This is a genomic window from Kribbella sp. NPDC050820, assembly GCF_040653975.1.
Taxonomy (GTDB): Bacteria; Actinomycetota; Actinomycetes; order Propionibacteriales; family Kribbellaceae; genus Kribbella.
Map to the genome: position 1 here is coordinate 43,175 of NZ_JBFAHB010000057.1, position 17,678 is coordinate 60,852.

The 17,678-nt window shown below is 69.8% G+C and carries 16 protein-coding genes; 6 read left to right on the plus strand and 10 right to left on the minus strand.

The window, feature by feature from the left end; genetic code table 11:
* Positions 1 to 186: 186 nt before the first annotated feature.
* A complete protein-coding gene (locus tag AB0H36_RS35040) occupies positions 187 to 1,377 on the plus strand; it encodes a winged helix DNA-binding domain-containing protein (RefSeq protein WP_360533792.1) in 1,191 nt (396 codons plus the stop codon).
* A 111-nt stretch (positions 1,378 to 1,488) separates the two neighbouring features.
* On the opposite strand, the gene AB0H36_RS35045 is transcribed toward AB0H36_RS35040, so the two are convergent.
* The gene (locus AB0H36_RS35045) at positions 1,489 to 2,466 is read right to left on the minus strand and encodes a WYL domain-containing protein (protein ID WP_360533795.1); all 978 of its coding nucleotides are present in this window, start codon (positions 2,464 to 2,466) and stop codon (positions 1,489 to 1,491) included.
* Positions 2,463 to 3,419 carry a WYL domain-containing protein gene (locus AB0H36_RS35050; RefSeq protein WP_360533798.1) on the minus strand — a complete coding sequence of 319 codons (957 nt, stop codon included), beginning with the start codon at positions 3,417 to 3,419 and terminating at the stop codon, positions 2,463 to 2,465. The genes AB0H36_RS35045 and AB0H36_RS35050 overlap by 4 nt, the downstream gene beginning before the upstream one ends.
* Before the next feature lie 87 nt (positions 3,420 to 3,506).
* On the opposite strand from AB0H36_RS35050, the gene AB0H36_RS35055 reads away from it, so the two are divergent.
* From AB0H36_RS35055 to AB0H36_RS35065, 3 genes are all read left to right on the plus strand, one after another.
* On the plus strand, positions 3,507 to 4,580 hold the full coding sequence (locus tag AB0H36_RS35055) for a DUF3866 family protein (protein ID WP_360533801.1): 1,074 nt from the start codon (positions 3,507 to 3,509) through the stop codon (positions 4,578 to 4,580).
* Positions 4,577 to 5,575 (plus strand): hypothetical protein, encoded by a 999-nt coding sequence (locus tag AB0H36_RS35060; RefSeq protein WP_360533804.1) that lies wholly within the window; start codon positions 4,577 to 4,579, stop codon positions 5,573 to 5,575. Before AB0H36_RS35055 ends, AB0H36_RS35060 begins: the two co-directional genes overlap by 4 nt.
* Positions 5,576 to 5,651: 76 nt before the next feature.
* The gene (locus tag AB0H36_RS35065; protein WP_360533807.1) at positions 5,652 to 6,086 is read left to right on the plus strand and encodes a hypothetical protein; all 435 of its coding nucleotides are present in this window, start codon (positions 5,652 to 5,654) and stop codon (positions 6,084 to 6,086) included.
* Positions 6,087 to 6,163: 77 nt separating this feature from the next.
* Here the strand turns inward: AB0H36_RS35065 and AB0H36_RS35070 are convergent, their stop codons facing one another.
* Together AB0H36_RS35070 and pafA are read right to left on the minus strand one after the other, a co-directional pair.
* Positions 6,164 to 7,132, minus strand: coding sequence for an FKBP-type peptidyl-prolyl cis-trans isomerase (locus AB0H36_RS35070; RefSeq protein ID WP_360533810.1), 969 nt, complete (start codon positions 7,130 to 7,132; stop codon positions 6,164 to 6,166).
* Between the two features lie 180 nt (positions 7,133 to 7,312).
* Positions 7,313 to 8,674: a Pup--protein ligase gene (pafA, locus tag AB0H36_RS35075; protein ID WP_360533813.1), complete on the minus strand. Its 1,362-nt coding sequence runs from the start codon at positions 8,672 to 8,674 to the stop codon at positions 7,313 to 7,315.
* 183 nt (positions 8,675 to 8,857) lie between these two features.
* Here pafA and AB0H36_RS35080 point away from each other — a divergent pair, with 183 nt between their 5' ends.
* Together AB0H36_RS35080 and AB0H36_RS35085 are read left to right on the plus strand one after the other, a co-directional pair.
* A complete protein-coding gene (locus AB0H36_RS35080; RefSeq protein ID WP_360533816.1) occupies positions 8,858 to 9,121 on the plus strand; it encodes a hypothetical protein in 264 nt (87 codons plus the stop codon).
* On the plus strand, positions 9,078 to 10,391 hold the full coding sequence (locus AB0H36_RS35085; RefSeq protein ID WP_360533820.1) for a hypothetical protein: 1,314 nt from the start codon (positions 9,078 to 9,080) through the stop codon (positions 10,389 to 10,391). Before AB0H36_RS35080 ends, AB0H36_RS35085 begins: the two co-directional genes overlap by 44 nt.
* 459 nt (positions 10,392 to 10,850) lie before the next feature.
* On the opposite strand, the gene AB0H36_RS35090 is transcribed toward AB0H36_RS35085, so the two are convergent.
* The 6 genes from AB0H36_RS35090 to AB0H36_RS35115 all read right to left on the minus strand — a co-directional run bounded on the left by AB0H36_RS35090 (position 10,851) and on the right by AB0H36_RS35115 (position 17,633).
* Positions 10,851 to 11,588 (minus strand): pseudouridine synthase, encoded by a 738-nt coding sequence (locus tag AB0H36_RS35090; RefSeq protein WP_360533823.1) that lies wholly within the window; start codon positions 11,586 to 11,588, stop codon positions 10,851 to 10,853.
* Positions 11,581 to 14,058, minus strand: coding sequence for an SMC-Scp complex subunit ScpB (gene scpB / locus AB0H36_RS35095; RefSeq protein ID WP_360533826.1), 2,478 nt, complete (start codon positions 14,056 to 14,058; stop codon positions 11,581 to 11,583). The genes AB0H36_RS35090 and scpB overlap by 8 nt, the downstream gene beginning before the upstream one ends.
* The gene (locus AB0H36_RS35100) at positions 14,055 to 15,035 is read right to left on the minus strand and encodes a segregation/condensation protein A (RefSeq protein ID WP_360533835.1); all 981 of its coding nucleotides are present in this window, start codon (positions 15,033 to 15,035) and stop codon (positions 14,055 to 14,057) included. The genes scpB and AB0H36_RS35100 overlap by 4 nt, the downstream gene beginning before the upstream one ends.
* A gap of 2 nt (positions 15,036 to 15,037) precedes the next feature.
* Positions 15,038 to 15,397, minus strand: coding sequence for a hypothetical protein (locus AB0H36_RS35105; RefSeq protein ID WP_360533829.1), 360 nt, complete (start codon positions 15,395 to 15,397; stop codon positions 15,038 to 15,040).
* The gene (locus AB0H36_RS35110) at positions 15,382 to 16,293 is read right to left on the minus strand and encodes a ParA family protein (RefSeq protein ID WP_360533838.1); all 912 of its coding nucleotides are present in this window, start codon (positions 16,291 to 16,293) and stop codon (positions 15,382 to 15,384) included. The genes AB0H36_RS35105 and AB0H36_RS35110 overlap by 16 nt, the downstream gene beginning before the upstream one ends.
* Positions 16,294 to 16,754: 461 nt before the next feature.
* A complete protein-coding gene (locus tag AB0H36_RS35115) occupies positions 16,755 to 17,633 on the minus strand; it encodes a site-specific tyrosine recombinase XerD (RefSeq protein ID WP_360533841.1) in 879 nt (292 codons plus the stop codon).
* Between the last annotated feature and the right edge of the window lie 45 nt (positions 17,634 to 17,678).

Below are 17,678 nucleotides of genomic sequence, written 5' to 3' on the forward strand. Positions count from 1 at the left end.
CGGTTCCCGGCGCTCGCCCACGTCCCGCGGGGAGTCTCGGTGGACAACGGTGCCGGAACGTGATGGTAAAACCGGGTGTCTCGCAGCCGACGCGGCCTTCGGGCTGCCGGTCGGCCGGTGAGCGGGCAGACTGCTTCCGCGAGCGTGTGAGCACGGAAACTTTCGGTACGGCGAGGGGGCGGCTGGATGGTGCGGTTCGGGGTCGAGGAGCGGCGGACACGGATCGGCCGGCGGCACCGGCTCGGGCCGGACGTCCAGGCCGCGGACCCGGTGGCCGCGGCCACGGCCATGGTGGCCCTGCACGCCACCGATCCCGCCACCGTCCACCTGTCCGTGGCTGCGCGTGTGCCTGGGAGTGAGGTGGCGGGCACGGAGCGTGCTCTGTACGACGACCGGACGCTGATCCGGATGCTCGGCATGCGCCGAACGGTGTTCGTCGTACCCACTGCTTTTGCGCCGGTGGTGCAGGCGGCGTGCACGGACGACATCGCGGTGAAGCAGCGGAAGCTGCTGGTCAAGCACCTGACCGAGGCGGGGATCGCGCCGGACGTGGAGGCGTCCGGGAAGTGGTTGCGGGCGGTCGAGGAGTCGACGGCCACGGCGCTGACGCTGCGCGGGTCTGCGACCGCTCAGGAGCTGTCTGCGGACGAGCCGCGGCTGCGGAGCCGGCTCAGCATGGCGGAGGGGAAGGCGTACGCCGCTCAGCCGTACGTGACGAGCCGGGTGCTGTTCCAGCTGTCGGCTGAGGGGCGGATCGTGCGTGGACGCCCGCTGGGGACGTGGCTGAGCAGCCAGCACCAGTGGTCACCGGCGGAGGACTGGGTGCCGGGCGGGCTCGGTGACAAGCTCGCCGCTGAGGAGGCGCGGGTGACGCTGGCTCGAGCGTGGCTGTCGTCGTTCGGCCCGGGTACGGCGGCTGACCTGCAGTGGTGGGCCGGTTGGACAGGCGGTCAGACGAAGAAGGCGTTGGCTGCGGTCGAGGCGGTCGAGGTGGACCTGGACGGGCAGGTGGGCTACGTGCTGCCGGGTGACGATGCGCCTGAGGTGCCGGTGGAGCCGTGGGTGGCGTTCCTGCCGGCGCTGGACCCGACGCCGATGGGCTGGAAGGACCGCGACTGGTACCTCGGCGAGCACAAGGCGAAGCTGTTCGACAACACCGGCAACGTGGGACCGACGGTCTGGGCCGACGGCCGCATCATCGGCGGCTGGGGCCAGCCGGAGTCCGGCGAAGTCCGCTACCAACTCCTGGAAGACGTCGGCTCCGACACCCTCGCCCTGGTCGAGTCCGAAGCCGCCCGCTGGACCGCCTGGCTCTCAGGCGTCCGCGTAACCCCCCGCTTCCGCGCCCCCCTCGAAAAGAACCTCAGCCAGGGCTAGCCCCACCCCACCCGCGTTCGAGGGGATATCCCCTCGACCTATGCCTTCTCCGGTCGTCTACGAGGGGAGAAGGCACACCACGAGCGGATATCCGCTCGAACGAGGCGTTCGTCAGGACGGGTCGTCGTACGCGGAGAGGGCTTCGCGGGCGGTGGCGGCGATCTGGGTGGTCAGGTCGGGTGGGTCGAGGACTGTGGCGGCGCCGCCCAGGCGGAGGACCAGGCGCTGGAGCCAGCCGGTGTCGGCGACGCGGAGCTTGACGATGAGCGAGTTCTCCGGGCCTTCTTCGACCGACTCGTTCGGGTAGTACTCGGCGACCCAGCGGGCCGGCGGCGCGAGCCGGATGGTCGCCAGCAGGTCCCGCTCGGACGGCTGGAACATGCCGTTCGACAGGTCCCGCGGCGTCGCCTCCGGCGGCGGCTCGCTCGGCAGCTCGAGCAGCTTCACCGCAGCGATCCGGTCCAGGCGGAACAACCGGACGTCCTCGGCCAGCCGGCACCAGGCTTCCAGGTACGTGCGCCCCTCGGAGACGACCAGCCGCATCGGGTCCACGTCCCGCTCGGTGGTCTCGTCGCGCGACGGTACGTCGTACGTCAGATGCAGGCGACGCTTCCCTGCCAGGGCCCGGTTGACCGTCTCGGCGATCTCCGGCGCGGCCGGCTCGACGTGTACGTGGGCCGCCGCACCCTCACTCGCGGCCGCAGCCTCCCCCGCAGCGCGCTCGAGCTTGGCGATCGCCCGGTCGACCGCGTCCCGGTCGCTCCCGGCGGTCACCTCACGCAGCGTCCGGAGCGCGGTCAGCAGCGCCAGCGCCTCGTCCGCGGCCAGCCGCAACGGACGGGCCAGGTAGTCGGCGTTGTTGATGTGGATGACGCCGTCGCCCTCGGCCGCCTCGATGTCGATCTCGATCAGATCGCCCATCTGCGCACCCGGCAGCCCGCAGAACCACAGCACCTTCAGGTCCGCGAGGATCTGCTTCGGCCGGACGCCGAACTCCTTGGCGACGTCGTCGACCCGCGCACCGTCGTTCTCGCGCAGGTAAGGCACCAGTGCCAGCAGCCGCTGCACTTGGTCACGCGCATTACTCATACCCCGGCCACCGTCCGGAGTCTCCAGAGCACACCGTCCAGTACGTCGCCTGGGCCCTCAACCACCGCGTCCGGGCCGTAAGAGGCGATCTCCTCGGCCAGCACGCCGGAGTCGCCGTACGGGACGTGCAGGAGGTCCCAGCCCTCCTCGTACGGCTCTATGGCGTTCGCACGGCGCCGCAGGCTGACGCATGAGCCGGTGCGAGCCCGCACCTTCGCCTCCGACGTCGGCCGCGGCGGCGCGAGCTCGGACACCAGTGACCGCAGGTCGGTGCCCTCCGGCACGGTGAACGCGCCCGGCTCGCCGACCGTCTTCACGTCCCCACCGATCCGGGACAGCCGGAACATCCGGGTCGCCTGGCGGTCGCGGTCCCGGCCCACGACGTACCAACGGCCGTGCCAGGAGACGATCCCCCAGGGCTCCAGGGTCCGAGTGGTCGGCTCCGACGCGCCGCTGCGCAGGTGCTGGAACCGTACGGCGGTCCGGCTGACCACGGCCGACCACAGCGGGTCGAAGGCCGGCTCGGACGCGCCGACGTGCGGCTCGATGGCGCTCAGCGCGGACTGGTCGGTCTGGATCCCGGCCGCCTTCAGCTTGAGCACGGCCGACGTGGTCGCCTCGGCCAGGCTGGCGTGCTGCCAGACCCGGGCGGCGACACCCAGTACGGCGGCCTCGTCCGGCTCCAGATGAACCTCGGGCAGCTCGAACACGTCCCGGCGGATCCGGTAGCCGACCTCGTCCGAGAAGAACTTGTCGATGGTGCCCATCTCGATCGGGATGCCGAGGTCGCGCAGCTCGTCCTTGTCCCGCTCGAACATCTTCTCGAACGCGTCGTCGGTCTGGCCCGCGTACCCCTCGACGACCTCGCGGATGCGTTCCTTGGTCACGTAGGTGCGCGCGACCAGCAGGCAGATGACCACGTTGAGCAGTCGCTCACTCTTCCGCGCCGACACCCGACCACCTTACGGCCTGAAAGCGTCAAACCCCGCCCTCCCGCACCGAAATCTTCGAACACACCTTCGAGGCACTACAGTCGGCGTGTGATTCGGTGGCGCGACGGTGTGGTGCGTGAGGTCGGACGGAGCTGGGCGGGCGCTGTTGAGCTGACAGTGACGGTCGGTTCGCAGGCTGTGCGCGCGCTGGCCTACCCGGAGCTGGTCGGTTCGCCGGTGGCCGGCGACCGGGTGCTGCTGAACGTCGGCGCGCTCGACAAGGGCCTGGGGACGGGCGGGTACGCCTTGGTGGTCGCCGTACCGGACCGGCTGCCGGAGGACCCTCCTGAGCACGGCCACCTGGTCAAGGCGCGCTACACGCCGCTGCAGACGATGGTGCTGGGCGCGGACGAGCAGGACTCCCCCGACCACGACGTACTGCGTGACGCGGACGACCTCTTCCGTACGCCGGTCGTCGTGGCGGACCTGCACTCGGCGCTCCCCGCCGTACTGGCCGGTCTGTACGAGGCACGGCCGACCACGCGGGTCGTCTATGTGATGACTGACGGTGGGGCGCTGCCGCTGGCGTTCTCGCGGACTGTGGCGGCGCTGCGGGACAGCGGGTGGCTGAGCGGGACTGTGACCGTTGGACAGGCGTACGGCGGGGATCGGGAGGCTGTCACGGTCCACACCGGGCTGCTGACCGCCGTACACGTGCTGACGGCGGAGCTCGTCGTACTGACGCAGGGGCCGGGCAACCTGGGGACTGGGACCCGGTGGGGGTTCTCCGGGGTGCAGTCGGGTGAGGCGGTCAACGCGGTCGGCACGCTGGGCGGGCGGGCCGTGGCGTCGCTGCGGATCTCCGAGGCCGACCCGCGGCCGCGGCACCGCGGGATCTCGCACCACAGCCTGACCGCGTACGGCCGGGTGGCGTTGCAGCCGGCGGATGTCGTCGTACCCGATCTGCCGGGTGAGTTCGGTGACGCGGTCCGCGACGCCGCCGAACCACTCAAGGCCCGGCACCGCGTCGTGCGCGTGGGAGTGGACGGCCTGTACGACGCCATGCGTGCAGCGCCGGTCAAGTTGTCGACGATGGGCCGCGACCTGGACGCCGACCGCGCGTACTTCGAGGCGGCCGCCGCAGCCGGGCGCCATGCCGCCGGACTCGTGGACGTGCCGTGATCATCACCGCCGCGAGCTTCCCGACGCCCGAGTTCATCATGACGACGAACAATCCGGCAGTCTGGGACCAGAAGGCGCGGTTCGCCGACTTCCAGGCGGCTGCCGCCAACCAGGCGCTGGAGAGGTTGAGCGGGACGCTGGACCGCCTGTCGACGCCGGACGAGCGATCGATGGCCTTCGTGCAGCTGTACCGCGACCTCGCGGAGTGGCGGTATCGCCTCGCCCACACCGCCGAGGGCCAGAGCCCTGGCGCCGAGCTCGAGCAGTACCACCTCCCGATCGGCGGCCATCGCATGGTCGATCGCTTCGGTCCGGGCCGCCGGCGGGAGCTGACGACCGACCGGGCCACCGGCCTGGTGGTCCGGGTCGACGAGACTCCTGGCAGCCGGACGTCGGCCCGGATGGGGGCAATCATCGAGGCGCGGTTCCAGGCTGAGGCGCCACCCGGCCTGGAGACGCTGCAGAACCACGTGCGGTTGCCGGACGGCCGGACGATCCCGGGGAACGTGCTGATGCGCGGGAGCGCCGCCGCAGAGGCGTACGGCGTCGCCGTTCCTCCCGAGGGGATCTGGTGCACGATGACCGGTGCGGAGGCCGATCGGCATGCTCTGCAGCGGGAGGCGTTCACTGTGCTGGGCGATCTGGAAACACAGCGGGCCGAGGGCCGAGGGGACCTGATTGCCGATCCGGACGCGCGGCGGGCGTTCACTGCGGCGGAGTACTACCTGTACCAGGGGCCGGAGTACCAGCGCGGTGGGGACGCGACGATCAGAGTGCTGCTGGCGGCCTCGCACGCCCGCATCTTCGACGCGGCGCCGAAGCTGCCGCACGACATCGACCTGATGGCGTACGCCGCTGGACAGGACGAGTTCCACAGGCACGTGGACAGCACTCAGGCGGTGTTGTCGAGCGGTGCTCCGGTCCTGGCCGGCCAGGGTCAGCAGCCAGTGGCACGGCGGCAGCAGCAGCGTGGGGTAGCGCCGGAGCGAGGGTGACCGGTGGGGGTACGTCCACCTCGAGTGTGGTCGCAGTACTCCTGATGCTCAGGGCTTCGGCGGCGACGCTGGAAGCATGGCAACCACTACTGCAGTCGAAGCCCCACTGACGGCCCGTTGGGCGACCCTGCTGTGGTTGCTCGCCGTCGGTGCGGGGGTCGCGGAGTCCGTCGTCGGCGCGATCCAGGCGGACAGCTCGCTACCAGCTCTCGCGGTCCAGCTCGCCGTACGGACGCTTGTGTACGGCGGACTGTTCGTCACCATCGACCGCTACTTCCGTCACGGCGTCCCCTGGTCCCGCTACCTCCTTGCCGGGCTCCTGGGCACCGTCGGCCTCGCGTCCCTCGTCTACCAACCCATCACCTGGCTGGCCGACCACCAGCTCAGCGACCTCAGTTGGTCTCCCTCGTTCTTACTCTCGGCAGGCCTGCGCACCATCCACCTCAGCGCCCTGCTGGCCGCCCTGGCCCTCACCTTCCACCCGGACACCAACCGCTGGTTCCGCCGATAAACACACCGAGAGCCGGCCTCCCACGTAGGGAGACCGGCTGTCGGTAGCTGCTTCGGTTACCGACCCTGCTGCTTCGGTTACTGACCCTGCTGCTTCGGGGCCGGGAACGCGTTCAGCACGTCGATGACCGCGAAGGCGCTGACGGTCTTGCCGGCGGCGTCCTTGGTCGGGGGCAGCTCGACGAGGACGCGGCTGCCGATCGGGATACCGGCGAGGGCGTCCAGCGGGCCGGCCTGGCCGTTCGGGCCGGGGCCTACCTGCAGCTGGTCGGTCGGGGCGCCGGGCTGCGCGGGCTGGCCCTGCGCGGCGGGCTGGCCGTCCCAGGTGCTGGCCTGCTTCTTGCCGGCGTAGTCGAACACGACGTACCGGCCGATCAGCTGGCTGCCCTTCTCGATCGGCTTGCCCTTGCCGGTCGCGAACACCACCGGCTTGCCCGGCTTCGCCGGCGCCTTGCTGCCCGCCGGGACCGTTACCTTCGGCTCCGCGTTCAGCGCACCGGTGACCTTGATCGCACTCGCCGTCGAGGCCGCCGGGGTGGCGTCCAGCGGGGTGTCGTTGGCGGCCGCGCCGACCAGGTCGACGACGAAGATCAGCGTGTCGTCCTTGGTGATGCCGGCTTTCTCGTTGCCGCCGGAGGGGCCGTAGCCCTTGTCGGCAGGGATGGACAGCATCACGCGGCTGCCGATCTTCTTGCCGACCAGGCCCTCGTCCCAGCCGGCGATGACGCCGCCGACCCCGATCGGGAACGACGCCGGCGCACCCCGGTCGTAGGAGTTGTCGAAGACCTTGCCGTCCCGCCAGATCTGGCCGAGGTAGTTCGCGGTGAGCAGCTCGCCCTTCTTGACCGCCGGCCCGTCGCCCTCCTTGAGGACCTCGGTCACCAGGGTCTTGTCCGGGTCACCTTCGCGGTGGGTGACGGTCGGCTTCTGGCCGAACTCCGAGGTCACCTTCACCCCACCGGCTCCGAACTCCGGTTCGTCGGAGCCACAGGCGGCCAGCCCGGACCCGAGCGCGACCACCGCGACCAGACTCAACAACTTGCGCACGAAACGAGCACCTCGAAACATCCCGGCGCGATCCGCGCCGCTCGACTCGGAGGGCAGAAACCCTCTCGGGGGCAACAACGCGCCCACCCTAGCCTGCGCACGCAAAGACACCATCGCCCGGCCGCGTCACCATTGCGTCACACCACGTACGGTGACAGCGAGTTCGTCGTACGGCGGACCTCACATGCTGGCGATGAGTTTTTCCACTCGTTCGTCATGGGACTTGAACGGATCCTTGCACAGCACGGTGCGCTGGGCCTGGTCGTTCAGCTTCAGGTGCACCCAGTCGACGGTGAAGTCGCGGCGGCGCTCCTGCGCGCGCTTGATGAACTCACCGCGCAGCCGGGCCCGGGTCGTCTGCGGCGGCACCGACTTGGCCTCGAAGATCCGCAGGTCGTCGACCACCCGGGTGACCGCGCCCTTGCGCTCGAGCAGGTAGTACAGCCCGCGTGGCCGGTGGATGTCGTGGTACGCCAGGTCGAGCTGGGCGACCCGCGGGCTGGCCAGGCCGAGGTTGTTCTGCTGCCGGTAGCGCTCGATCAGGCGGTACTTGATCACCCAGTCGATCTCGCGCTCGATCCCGCTCAGGTCACCGGACTCGATCGCCTTCAGCGTCCGCTCCCACAGCGACAGCGCCCGCTCGACGGCCGGCGTCCCGAGCTCGCGGCGGTCGACGAAGTCGCGCGCCTTGGTCAGGTACTCGCTCTGGATGTCGAGGGCGCTGGCCTCGCGGCCGTTGGCGAGCCGGACCTCGCGGCGGCCGGTCATGTCGTGGCTGATCTCGCGGATGGCCCGGATCGGGTTGTCCAGGGTCAGGTCGCGCATCACGATGCCGGCCTCGATCATCCGCAGTACCAGGTCGGTGCTGGCCACCTTGAGCAGCATGGTGGTCTCGGACATGTTCGAGTCGCCGACGATGACGTGCAGCCGGCGGAACCGCTCGGCGTCCGCGTGCGGCTCGTCGCGGGTGTTGATGATCGGCCGGGACCGGGTGGTCGCGCTGGAGACGCCCTCCCAGATGTGCTCGGCGCGCTGGCTGACCGAGTACACCGCGCCGCGCGGGGTCTGCAGCACCTTGCCGGCGCCGCAGATCAGCTGGCGCGTGACCAGGAACGGGATCAGCACGTCGGCCAGCTTGGCGAAGTCCCCGTGCCGGCTGACCAGGTAGTTCTCGTGGCAGCCGTAGCTGTTGCCGGCCGAGTCGGTGTTGTTCTTGAACAGGTAGACGTCGCCGAAGATGCCCTCGTCGTGCAGCCGCTTCTGCGCATCCACCAGCAGGCCCTCGAGGATCCGCTCACCGGCCTTGTCGTGCGCGATCAGGTCGGTGACCGAGTCACACTCACCGGTCGCGTACTCCGGGTGGGAGCCCACGTCGAGGTAGAGCCGCGCCCCGTTGCGGAGGAAGACGTTGCTGCTCCGCCCCCAGGACACGACGCGCCGAAACAGGTACCGCGCCACCTCGTCCGGGGTCAGTCGGCGCTGACCGCGAAAGGTACACGTGACGCCGTACTCGTTCTCCAGACCGAAGATTCGCCGGTTCACACACCCACACTACGTGGCACCTCCGACAACCGGGCCATGTCTCAGGCGCGCCGTTTCACGGCGTTACCCCTTTGATGTCAACCGACTGCGAGTGGAGCGCTCTCCGGACGACGGGTGGATCTCCGGGTGGAGGTCGATCCGACAGTAGTGACGACCCAGGTTGCGGATGCCAGCGTCGGCGTCATGAGGAGACGAACCTTCACCGCCGTACTCGCCTCGACGATCCTGACCGGGGTGTCGCCGGCCTTCGCCCGCAGTGGTGACCTCACGCTTCGGCTTCCGCCGCCGACGGGACGACTCCTGGTCGGTACGACGAGGTTGCCTCTGGTGGATCGTGATCGCACTGATCCGTGGAACGGCGCCGGCGTGCGTGAGCTGATCGGCGGGCGGCGCGACCGCGGCGGTGTCGCTCGACGATCCGCGGGTCCGAGCGGCGGTCAACCTTGATGGGTACCTGGATTCGCTGGACGGTGAGCTGCACCCGATTGCTGAGCATGGCACCGACAAGCCGCTGCTGCTGGCCGGGACGGACGGCTTCCGCGACGATCGCTTCGACCGGAGCTGGGCGGCCGTGATGGCTCACGGCGGACCGGTACGGCGCGTCGAGCTTCGGGATGCGAACCACTGGGTGTTCACCGACTACGCCGCCCTTACTCCGCAGCTGCAGGCGGCCGGCCTCGTCACGCCGTCGGCTCGGGCTCGGCTGATCGGCAGTACGTCTTGCGGGATCAGCGCGTACGCGTGCTGGTGCGGAGCTTCTTCGATCGGGCGCTGTAACTTTCTGGCGACGGAGTGCATCGACGTGGGTATGAGGAGACTCACCGGGTTGGCCGGCACGCTGAGCGCCGTACTGCTGGCGGCGACACTCGTCCCGACGGCAACGGCGAGCACCACCGCCGTCTGTGGACTCAGGCTGGGGTCGGTGACGGCATCGGGCGGTCACCGCCTCCAGCAGATCTCCGCGACCACGCCGCCGAGCGTTGTACAGTCCGTCGACGGGCCGAAGGACCTGTTCCCGGACGGGCAGGTGCGGCTGGCCACTGCGGTCGGCTGGGAGCCCGGTACGAGCGAGGGCGAGCACCGCTTCGCCACGGTCTCGATCGGCAACAGCCTGTACGACGTCTACTACCACGTCGGCGACAACCTGACCGATGTCACGCCGGGCACGTACGAGCAGACGCTGATCGGGGGCGGCTGGACGCCGAGCATCACGTACGTCGAGGAGTCGTTCTACTTCGCCGCCGACGGGTCGCACCGGGCCAACAACTACGCGCTGTGGTCCGGGACGATCCACCGCTGGAACCAGGGCTGGGGCCAGCCCAAGGTGTTCAAGGGGTTCGACGCGGTCAAGACGATGACGCTGATCAGCCAGACCCCGACGTACGACACCTTCCTCGCGAACACCCGCGGGGGCGCGCTCTACACGATCCGGATCCCGCTGAGCAGCACCGCCGTACCGATCGTGAAGAAGGTGCGGACACGGACGTGGCAGGGCTTCGAGACCCTGATCGCGGAGAAGTGCGGCCGGGCGAGCACGCTCCTTCTCGGCATCGACAAGGACACCGGCTCCGGCTACCTCTACGCCATGAGCCACGCCAACGGAACCGCCACCATCATCAACTCCCTCGGCAAGGTCCCCGGAACCTTCACCGACCCCACCCACTTCCGCTTCCGCCAAACCCTCCCCACCCCCACCGCCGCCCTCAACGGCGAGTAACCCCACCCCCACAACAAGCGCCACACAACGCCTCGCCCCACACAACAACTCCACCCGCACGCCCCCCGTACAAAGACTCGGTGCGCACGACTCGGCCTGCACGACAACCCGGCCCGAACGACAACTCGGCGCGTACGACGACTCGGCCTGCACGACGACCCGGCCCGCACGACGACTCCGCCTGCACGACGGCTCCCGTCGTAGGACGGCTCCCCCCGTACGACGGCACGGCGCGCACGACGGCTCGGTGCGTACGTCGGCTCCGCCTGTACGACGGCTCGGTGCGTACGTCGGCTCCGCCTGTACGACGGCTCGGCCCGCCCACGACCCGACATGCACCACGACTCGGCCCGCACGACGACTAGACCTGTACGACGGCACCGCCCGCACAACGACTCGGTGCATACGGCGGATTCGCCTGTACGGGGCGCCGCTTGTACGGAGCTCCCGGCGGGTGGGTTAGAGGTCGACCAGGTCGAGGAGTTGGCCTAGTTCTTTTTGGTCGAGTTCGCGGAGTTCGCCGGTGTGGAGGTTGCCGCGGCGGACCGGGCCGATGGCCGTGCGGGTGAGGCGCTTGACCGGGTGGCCGACCGCGTCGAACATGCGGCGGACGATCCGGTTGCGGCCCTCGTGCAGGCTGATCTGAATGAGCGTGCGGCCGCGGATGCTGGAGATCACCTTGACCGTGTCCGCCTGCGCCGGTCCATCGTCGAGCTGGACGCCGTCGAGGAGATTGCGCAGTACTGCTGGCTTCACGTTGCCGTCGACTTCGGCGACGTACGTCTTGGAGACCTCGTACGACGGATGCGCGAGCCGATGCGCGAACTCGCCATGATTCGTCAGCAGCAACAACCCCTCGGTGTCGGTGTCCAGCCGGCCGATGTGAAACAGCCGCTCCGGCCGTTCCTCGACGAAGTCCGCAAGGCAACGCCGCCCCTGGGGATCCGACATCGTGGAGACAACGCCGCGCGGCTTGTTGAGCACCAGGTACACGTGCGCGCTGGTCGGCGGAATCCGCTCCCCATCAACCCGAATCACCGAAACAGCCGGATCCACCCGCCGCCCGAACTCGGTCACCACCTGCCCGTCGACCTCGACCCTGCCCTGCTCGATCAAGATCTCCGCATTACGCCGGCTCGCCACCCCCGCCTGAGCCAACACCTTCTGCAGCCGAACCCCCTCGACCTCCTCACCCATCACGCCCCCCATCCCACCCCCGCAACCGCTCCCAAGCCAAACTCCCCGCCACCCCAGCATCCTCCGCCGCACCACCCTGGTCCGCCGTGCCAGCCTGGTCCGCCGTGCCAGCCTGGTCCGCCGTGCCAGCCTGGTCCGCCGTGCCAGCCTGGTCCGCCGTGCCAGCCTGGTCCGCAGTACCAGCGTCAACCTCGGCGGCAGATCCGTCTTCCACGAATGCCTCGTCCGCCCCGCCACCCGCACTCACGTCAGACGTGCTCGCCTCGTCGCCCGCACTCACGTCAGACGTGCTGACCTCGTCGTCGGCGCTCGCCTCATCGTCAGAAGTCGCCGCGGGCGTGCCGGCCTCGTCAGTCGGCGTATCGCTCGCGGTCCGCTCATCGGCAGCCTCGAACTCGTCGGACGGCTCCAGCTGACCCGGCTCATGTACGACGTCCAACTCAACCGACTCGTCGGTCGCCAGATCCCCGTCGATCCCAGCGTCACCCTCAGCAGACTCGCCTTCCACGACGGTTGCCTCGTCCGACTCACCGAGCTGATCCAGCGTCTCGTCGTCCGCGTCATTGTCAGCAGTCGCCGGCACGGTGACCTCGTCGGTCGGCTCCTCGCCTGCGGTCGGCTCGTCGTCCGGGCTCACCTCGGTCGCGCTCGCCTGGTACTCGTCGGACGGCTCCAGCTCACCCGGCTCATGTACGACGTCCAGGTCGGCCGGCTCGTCGGTTGCCAGATCGCCGTCGATCCCGGCGTCGCCCTCGGCAGACTCGTCGGCCGGTGGTTCGTCGGCGGCGTCGAACTCGTCGGATGGCTCGAGGTCGCCCGGCTCGTGGTCGACGTCCAGGTCGGCTGGCTCGTCGGTTGCCAGGTCAGCGTCGATGCCGGTCTGGTCCTCGGCGGTCTCGTCCGGCGCGGCGTGGGCCGCATCCGCCGAGGAGGACGGCGGCACGTCGAAGTCCGCGTACTCCTGGGGGATCGATCCGGCAAGCTCCGCATCCGCCGCGGAGGATGGGGGCACGCCGAAGGAGGGGTCCTCCGGGCGGACCGGCTCGGCGGATCCGGCATCCGCTGAGTCGTCCGGGTGAGCCGACTCGGTGTCCGCGGTGGATGGCTGTTCGACCGGCGAGGGCGGCTCGTCGGCGGCGTCGGGCGTCGTACTGGCGTCGCCCGTTGCGCCGTCGCCTGGCGTCGTACCGGCGTCTGGCGTCGAGTCGTCGGCTGGCGTCGTACCGTCGTCGGGCGTCGTGGTGTCGGCTGGGGGGAGGGATTGGGCGGCTAGTTCTTCCTCTATGTCGTCCATGTCGGGGAGGTAGGGGGCTAGCTCGGGGAGGTCGTCGAGGGACTGCATGCCCATGCGTTCGAGGAAGTAGGACGTGGTGCGGTACAGGGTTGCGTGGGACTCGGTGTCGGCGCCGGCTTCCTCGACGAGGCCGCGCGCGACGAGGGTTCGCATGACGCCGTCGACGTTCACGCCGCGGATCGCGGAGACTCGGGCGCGGCTGACCGGTTGCTTGTATGCGACCACGGCGAGGGTTTCCAGCGCGGCCTGGGTGAGGCGCGCTTGCTGGCCGTCGAGGACGAACCTCTCGACGTACGGCGCGGCCTCCACGCGGGTGTAGTAGCGCCAACCGCCACCCACCTCACGCAGGTCGAACCCGCGGCCCTGCTCGGTGTACTCCTCGGACAGCGTCCCCAACGCCGACGCCACATCACCCGTCGGGCGGCCGACCGCGCGAGCCAGCGTCAGCACCGGCAACGGCTCGTCCGTCACCATCAGGATCGCCTCGAGCGCGCGCCGCATGGTCTCGTCGTCAACGACGACCTCATCCCCCACCGGCACCTCAGTCTGCCCCGGCGGCAGGTAGTCCTCATCCGCTGGTACATCGGAGTCGGCGCTCGACTGCTCGTCCGGAGCCGAGTCGGAGGGGGTGTCGGCGGCCGAAGACGGCTCGTCGTCCGGCGCGGTGAGATCCGTGGAATCTGCGACGTCGGGTGAGGCCTCGGTCGACTCGGGGGTCGCGCCGGCGGAGTCCGTCTCGGCGGTTGGCTCCGCGCTCGAGGGCTCGGTGCCGGCCGGATCCGGGGAGTCGGCGACGGCCGGGGCCGAGTCGGCGGCGGAGGTCACCTCGTTGTCGAACTCGCCGGACTCCGCGGAGGCGTCGTCGGCGGCGGGATCCGTGGACGAGGCGGACTCGGTGGACGCCTCGGACGAGGCGGTGTCGGTGTGATCCGTGGAGGAGGCGTCGGGCTCGTCGGACGGGAGGGAGTCGGTGGAGGTCGCGTTGGAGCGCGGCTCGGTGTCCTCGGGGTCCGCGGCGGGGTCGGTGAGGTCCGCGGGCGCGGTTGCGTCGGAGGGGTCCGTGGAGGCGGCGGGGGTGTCAGCGGCGGAGGGCGCCTCGGGGGTGAGGTCGGCGCCTTCGTCTACATAGCTGGGGTGGGCGGGGGCGGACGGGTGGGTTGGGGGGTGTTCGGTCACTGGTCCGCCGTCTCGTTCGGGGCGTCGGCCGGGGCGGGCTCGACGTCGTCTTCAGCTGTGGCGCTGGCGCCGGGTTCGAGGAAGTCGGTGTCGTCGGAGACCTGCGGGGCCTCGCCGTCCTCGGATTCGGGGCGCGACACCTCGTCGAACTCGTCGCTGACGTCGATGTCGCCCTCGTCCGACCCGGTCCACCGGATCGTGAGCTCCCCCAGCGGTGTCACCTGGTCGAAGGAGACAGCCGCCTCCCGGAACAACTCCAGCAACGCCAGGAACCGGCACACCGTCGTCACGGTGTCCGGCGAGTCCGCCACCAACGCGCGGAACGTCGTACTGCGCTGCCGTCGCAACCGATCCACGACGACAGCCGCCTGCTCCCGCACCGTCACCTGCGACCCGTGCAGGTGCGTCAGCGACACGCCTTCGGGTAGATCGGTCTTCGGCGCCAGCGCCCGTGCGGCCAAGGCAGCCAGCCCGGCCGGATCGATCCCCAGCAACACCTCGGGCAGCAAGTCTGCGAACCGCGGCTCCACCCCCACCGCCCGCGGGAACCGCTTTGCCTCGGCGGCCATCCGCTCCTGCATCAGCGCCGCGATCTGCTTGAACGCGCGGTACTGCAGCAGCCGCGCGAACAGCAGGTCCCGCGCCTCCAGCAGCGCCAGGTCCTCGGAGTCCTCGACCTCGCCCTTCGGCAGCAACCGGGCCGCCTTGAGGTCCAGCAGCGTCGCCGCGATCAGCAGGAACTCCGACGTCTGGTCCAGGTCCCACTCCGACCCGAGCGCCTTGATGTGGGCGATGAAGTCGTCGGTGACCTGGGACAGCGCGATCTCGGTGATGTCGAGCTTGTGCTTGCTGATCAGCTGCAGCAGCAGGTCGAACGGACCCTCGAAGTTGACCAGGTGAACGCTGAATCCTTTGCCCTCGGCAACAGCCGGGCCGGCGTCCGACCCAAGATCCAACGGCAACGAGTCCGAGGACACGGTCACTCCGAGGCCTTGAGCCGCCGTACCAGCACCGAGTCCGGTCCGTGGTCGACGAAGTCGGCCAGCAGCACATCGATCGCCTCGCGGACGATCCGGCCGCGGTCGGCCGTCAGCCCGTGCTCGGCCCGTAGCGCGAGTCTGGTCTGTTCCAGGCCGAGCAGCTCCTCCTCCGTCACGTACACGGTGATCTTCGTGTCGTGCCGGATCCGACCACTCGACTTCCGGTCGTCGACGACCGTCGTACTGGACCGCACAGTCGACGGTCCGTCAGTGGTGGTGCGCTTCTCGGGTCTGGTCTGCTTCGGTGCCGCACCCCCGAAGAGTTCACTGGCACCTGGCAGGCTCACCCGGCGGGACAACGCGCCAGCACCTCCTTGGCAAGATCGCGGTACTGCGTGGCCGCAGACGAGGACGGGGCGTACGTCGTGATCGGTTCGCCGACGACCGTGGTCTCGGGGAACTTGACGGTACGCCGGATGACGGTGTGGAAGACGCGTTCGTCGAAGGCCTGGACCACCCGGTCGAGGACCTCCCGGGCGTGCGTCGTACGCCCGTCGAACATGGTGCCGAGGATCCCGACGATCTCCAGCTTCGGGTTCAGCCGGTCCTGGACCTTGCCGATCGTGTCGGTCAGCATCGCCAGACCGCGGAGCGCGAAGAACTCACACTCCAGCGGTACGACGATGCCGTTGGACGCGGTCAGCGCGTTCACGGTGAGCAGGCCGAGCGACGGCGCGCAGTCGATCAGGATCACGTCGTAGTTCGGGATGATCGGCTCGAGCACGCGCTGCAGGGTGTACTCGCGGGCGACCTCCTGGACCAGCTGGACCTCGGCCGCCGACAGGTCGATGTTGGCCGGCAGCAGGTCGAGGTTCTCCACCCGGGTCGGACGGATCACCTCGTCCGGGGTGATGTCGCGCTGCATCAGCAGGTTGTAGACCGAGATGTCCAGGTCGTGCGGCTGCACGCCGAGGCCGATCGAGGCCGAGCCCTGCGGGTCGAAGTCGATCAGCAGCACCTTGCGGCCGGTCTCGGCGATCGCCGCGCCGAGGTTGATCGTGGTCGTGGTCTTGCCGACGCCACCCTTCTGGTTGCACATCGCGATCACCTGCGCCGGGCCCGTCCTGGTCGGCGGCTGCGGCACGGGCAGGTCGGGAACCGGCCGGCCGGTCGGCCCGATCTTGTTCCGCGGGCCGTGCGCGTCATTCACAGGTGCGATGTCCTCCGCGGTGAGCTTGGCCGTCGGCCGGGGCATCTCCGCATAGTTCTCGGGTGGGGTCAGGTTCCGCTGCGGCTGCGCTGCGGCAGCAGGCTGGGAGACCGTCGGCGCGATCGGTTGGGCCGGCGACGGGAACTGCTCGGTGCCCGGGAATGTCGACTCGTTCATGACTCGTCAAACCTTTCAACCGATACGGGCGATCCCAGCGACTGTAAGCGTGCATTCAAGCACTCTCAACCAGCCACTCCGCACCGGGGTGGGGTGGTTTGTCGACAAAGCTCCGGACCCGGCCGATCACCGCTTCCGCGTGACCAACCGTAACCAGATGATCGCACACCGTCCCCAAAATCCGAGCACCGACCCCCACCCTTTCACGACCCCGCCGGCGGCACGAATCTGGGTGGCGGACCGCCGCGCCATCACAATGCGGGATCGCGCACGTCCCCCCGCGGGGACCGCGCGACAGCGCGGGATTGTGATGGCCTGGCGGTCCGCCATCACGACGACAGCGCGCGGGGGTGTGAGGTGGCGTAGACCTCGCGGAGTTTGTCGACCGTGACCAGGGTGTAGACCTGCGTCGTGGTGACCGAGGCGTGCCCGAGCAACTCCTGCACGACTCGGACGTCGGCACCGCCGTCCAGCAAATGGGTGGCGAAGGAGTGGCGGAGGGTGTGCGGGGAGATCTCCTTGGCGATGCCGGCGCGTTGGGCGGCCCGGCGGAGGACGGTCCAGGCGGACTGCCGGGAGAGGCGGCCGCCGCGGGCGTTGAGGAACAGGGCCGGCGTACCGCGTCCTCGCCGTACCAGGTCGGGCCGGCCGCGGACCTGGTACGCCGACAGCGCGTCGCGGGCGTAGGAACCGACAGGTACGACGCGCTCCTTGCTGCCCTTGCCGCGCAGCAGCACCGCACCCGCCTCGAGGTCGATGTCGTCGACGTCCAGCCCGACCGCCTCGGAGATCCGCGCACCGGTGCCGTACAGAAACTCCAGCAACGCCGCGTCGCGCGTCGCCAGGACGGCCGGCTCCGCCTCGGCGCCGGCAGCCGCGGTCAGGATCCGTGACACCTCGTCCACGGAGAGTGCCTTCGGCAACCGTTGCGGCGGCGCCGGCGGCTTCACCGCAGCCGCCGGGTCCACCTCGGTCAATCCCTCACGCAGACAGAACCGATGAAACCCGCGAACGGCGACCACAGTCCGCCCGGCCGAGGATGCGGTGAGCGGCGGGTGGTCCGCGTCGCCCTCGCGCAACCGCATCAGGAAGTCGCTGACCACGGCCTCCGTGATGCTCCCCAACGAGGAGATCCCGGCGGCCGCGAGATAGTCGTCGTACCGGCGCAGGTCACGCCGGTACCCAGGAGGCCGATCAACGGGCGCCAGCCCGCCAAGGGTGCGGCACCGAGGTCGCTCACCATTCTTGACCAG

Excerpts from the sequence above, each read along its gene's own strand:
- AB0H36_RS35040 (WP_360533792.1), top strand. The coding sequence starts at position 187 with ATGGTGCGGTTCGGGGTCGAGGAGCGGCGGACACGGATCGGCCGGCGG.
- AB0H36_RS35045 (WP_360533795.1), bottom strand. The coding sequence starts at position 2,466 with ATGAGTAATGCGCGTGACCAAGTGCAGCGGCTGCTGGCACTGGTGCCT.
- AB0H36_RS35065 (WP_360533807.1), top strand. The coding sequence starts at position 5,652 with ATGGCAACCACTACTGCAGTCGAAGCCCCACTGACGGCCCGTTGGGCG.
- AB0H36_RS35080 (WP_360533816.1), top strand. The coding sequence starts at position 8,858 with ATGAGGAGACGAACCTTCACCGCCGTACTCGCCTCGACGATCCTGACC.
- AB0H36_RS35090 (WP_360533823.1), bottom strand. The coding sequence starts at position 11,588 with ATGGGTGAGGAGGTCGAGGGGGTTCGGCTGCAGAAGGTGTTGGCTCAG.
- AB0H36_RS35110 (WP_360533838.1), bottom strand. The coding sequence starts at position 16,293 with ATGCCCCGGCCGACGGCCAAGCTCACCGCGGAGGACATCGCACCTGTG.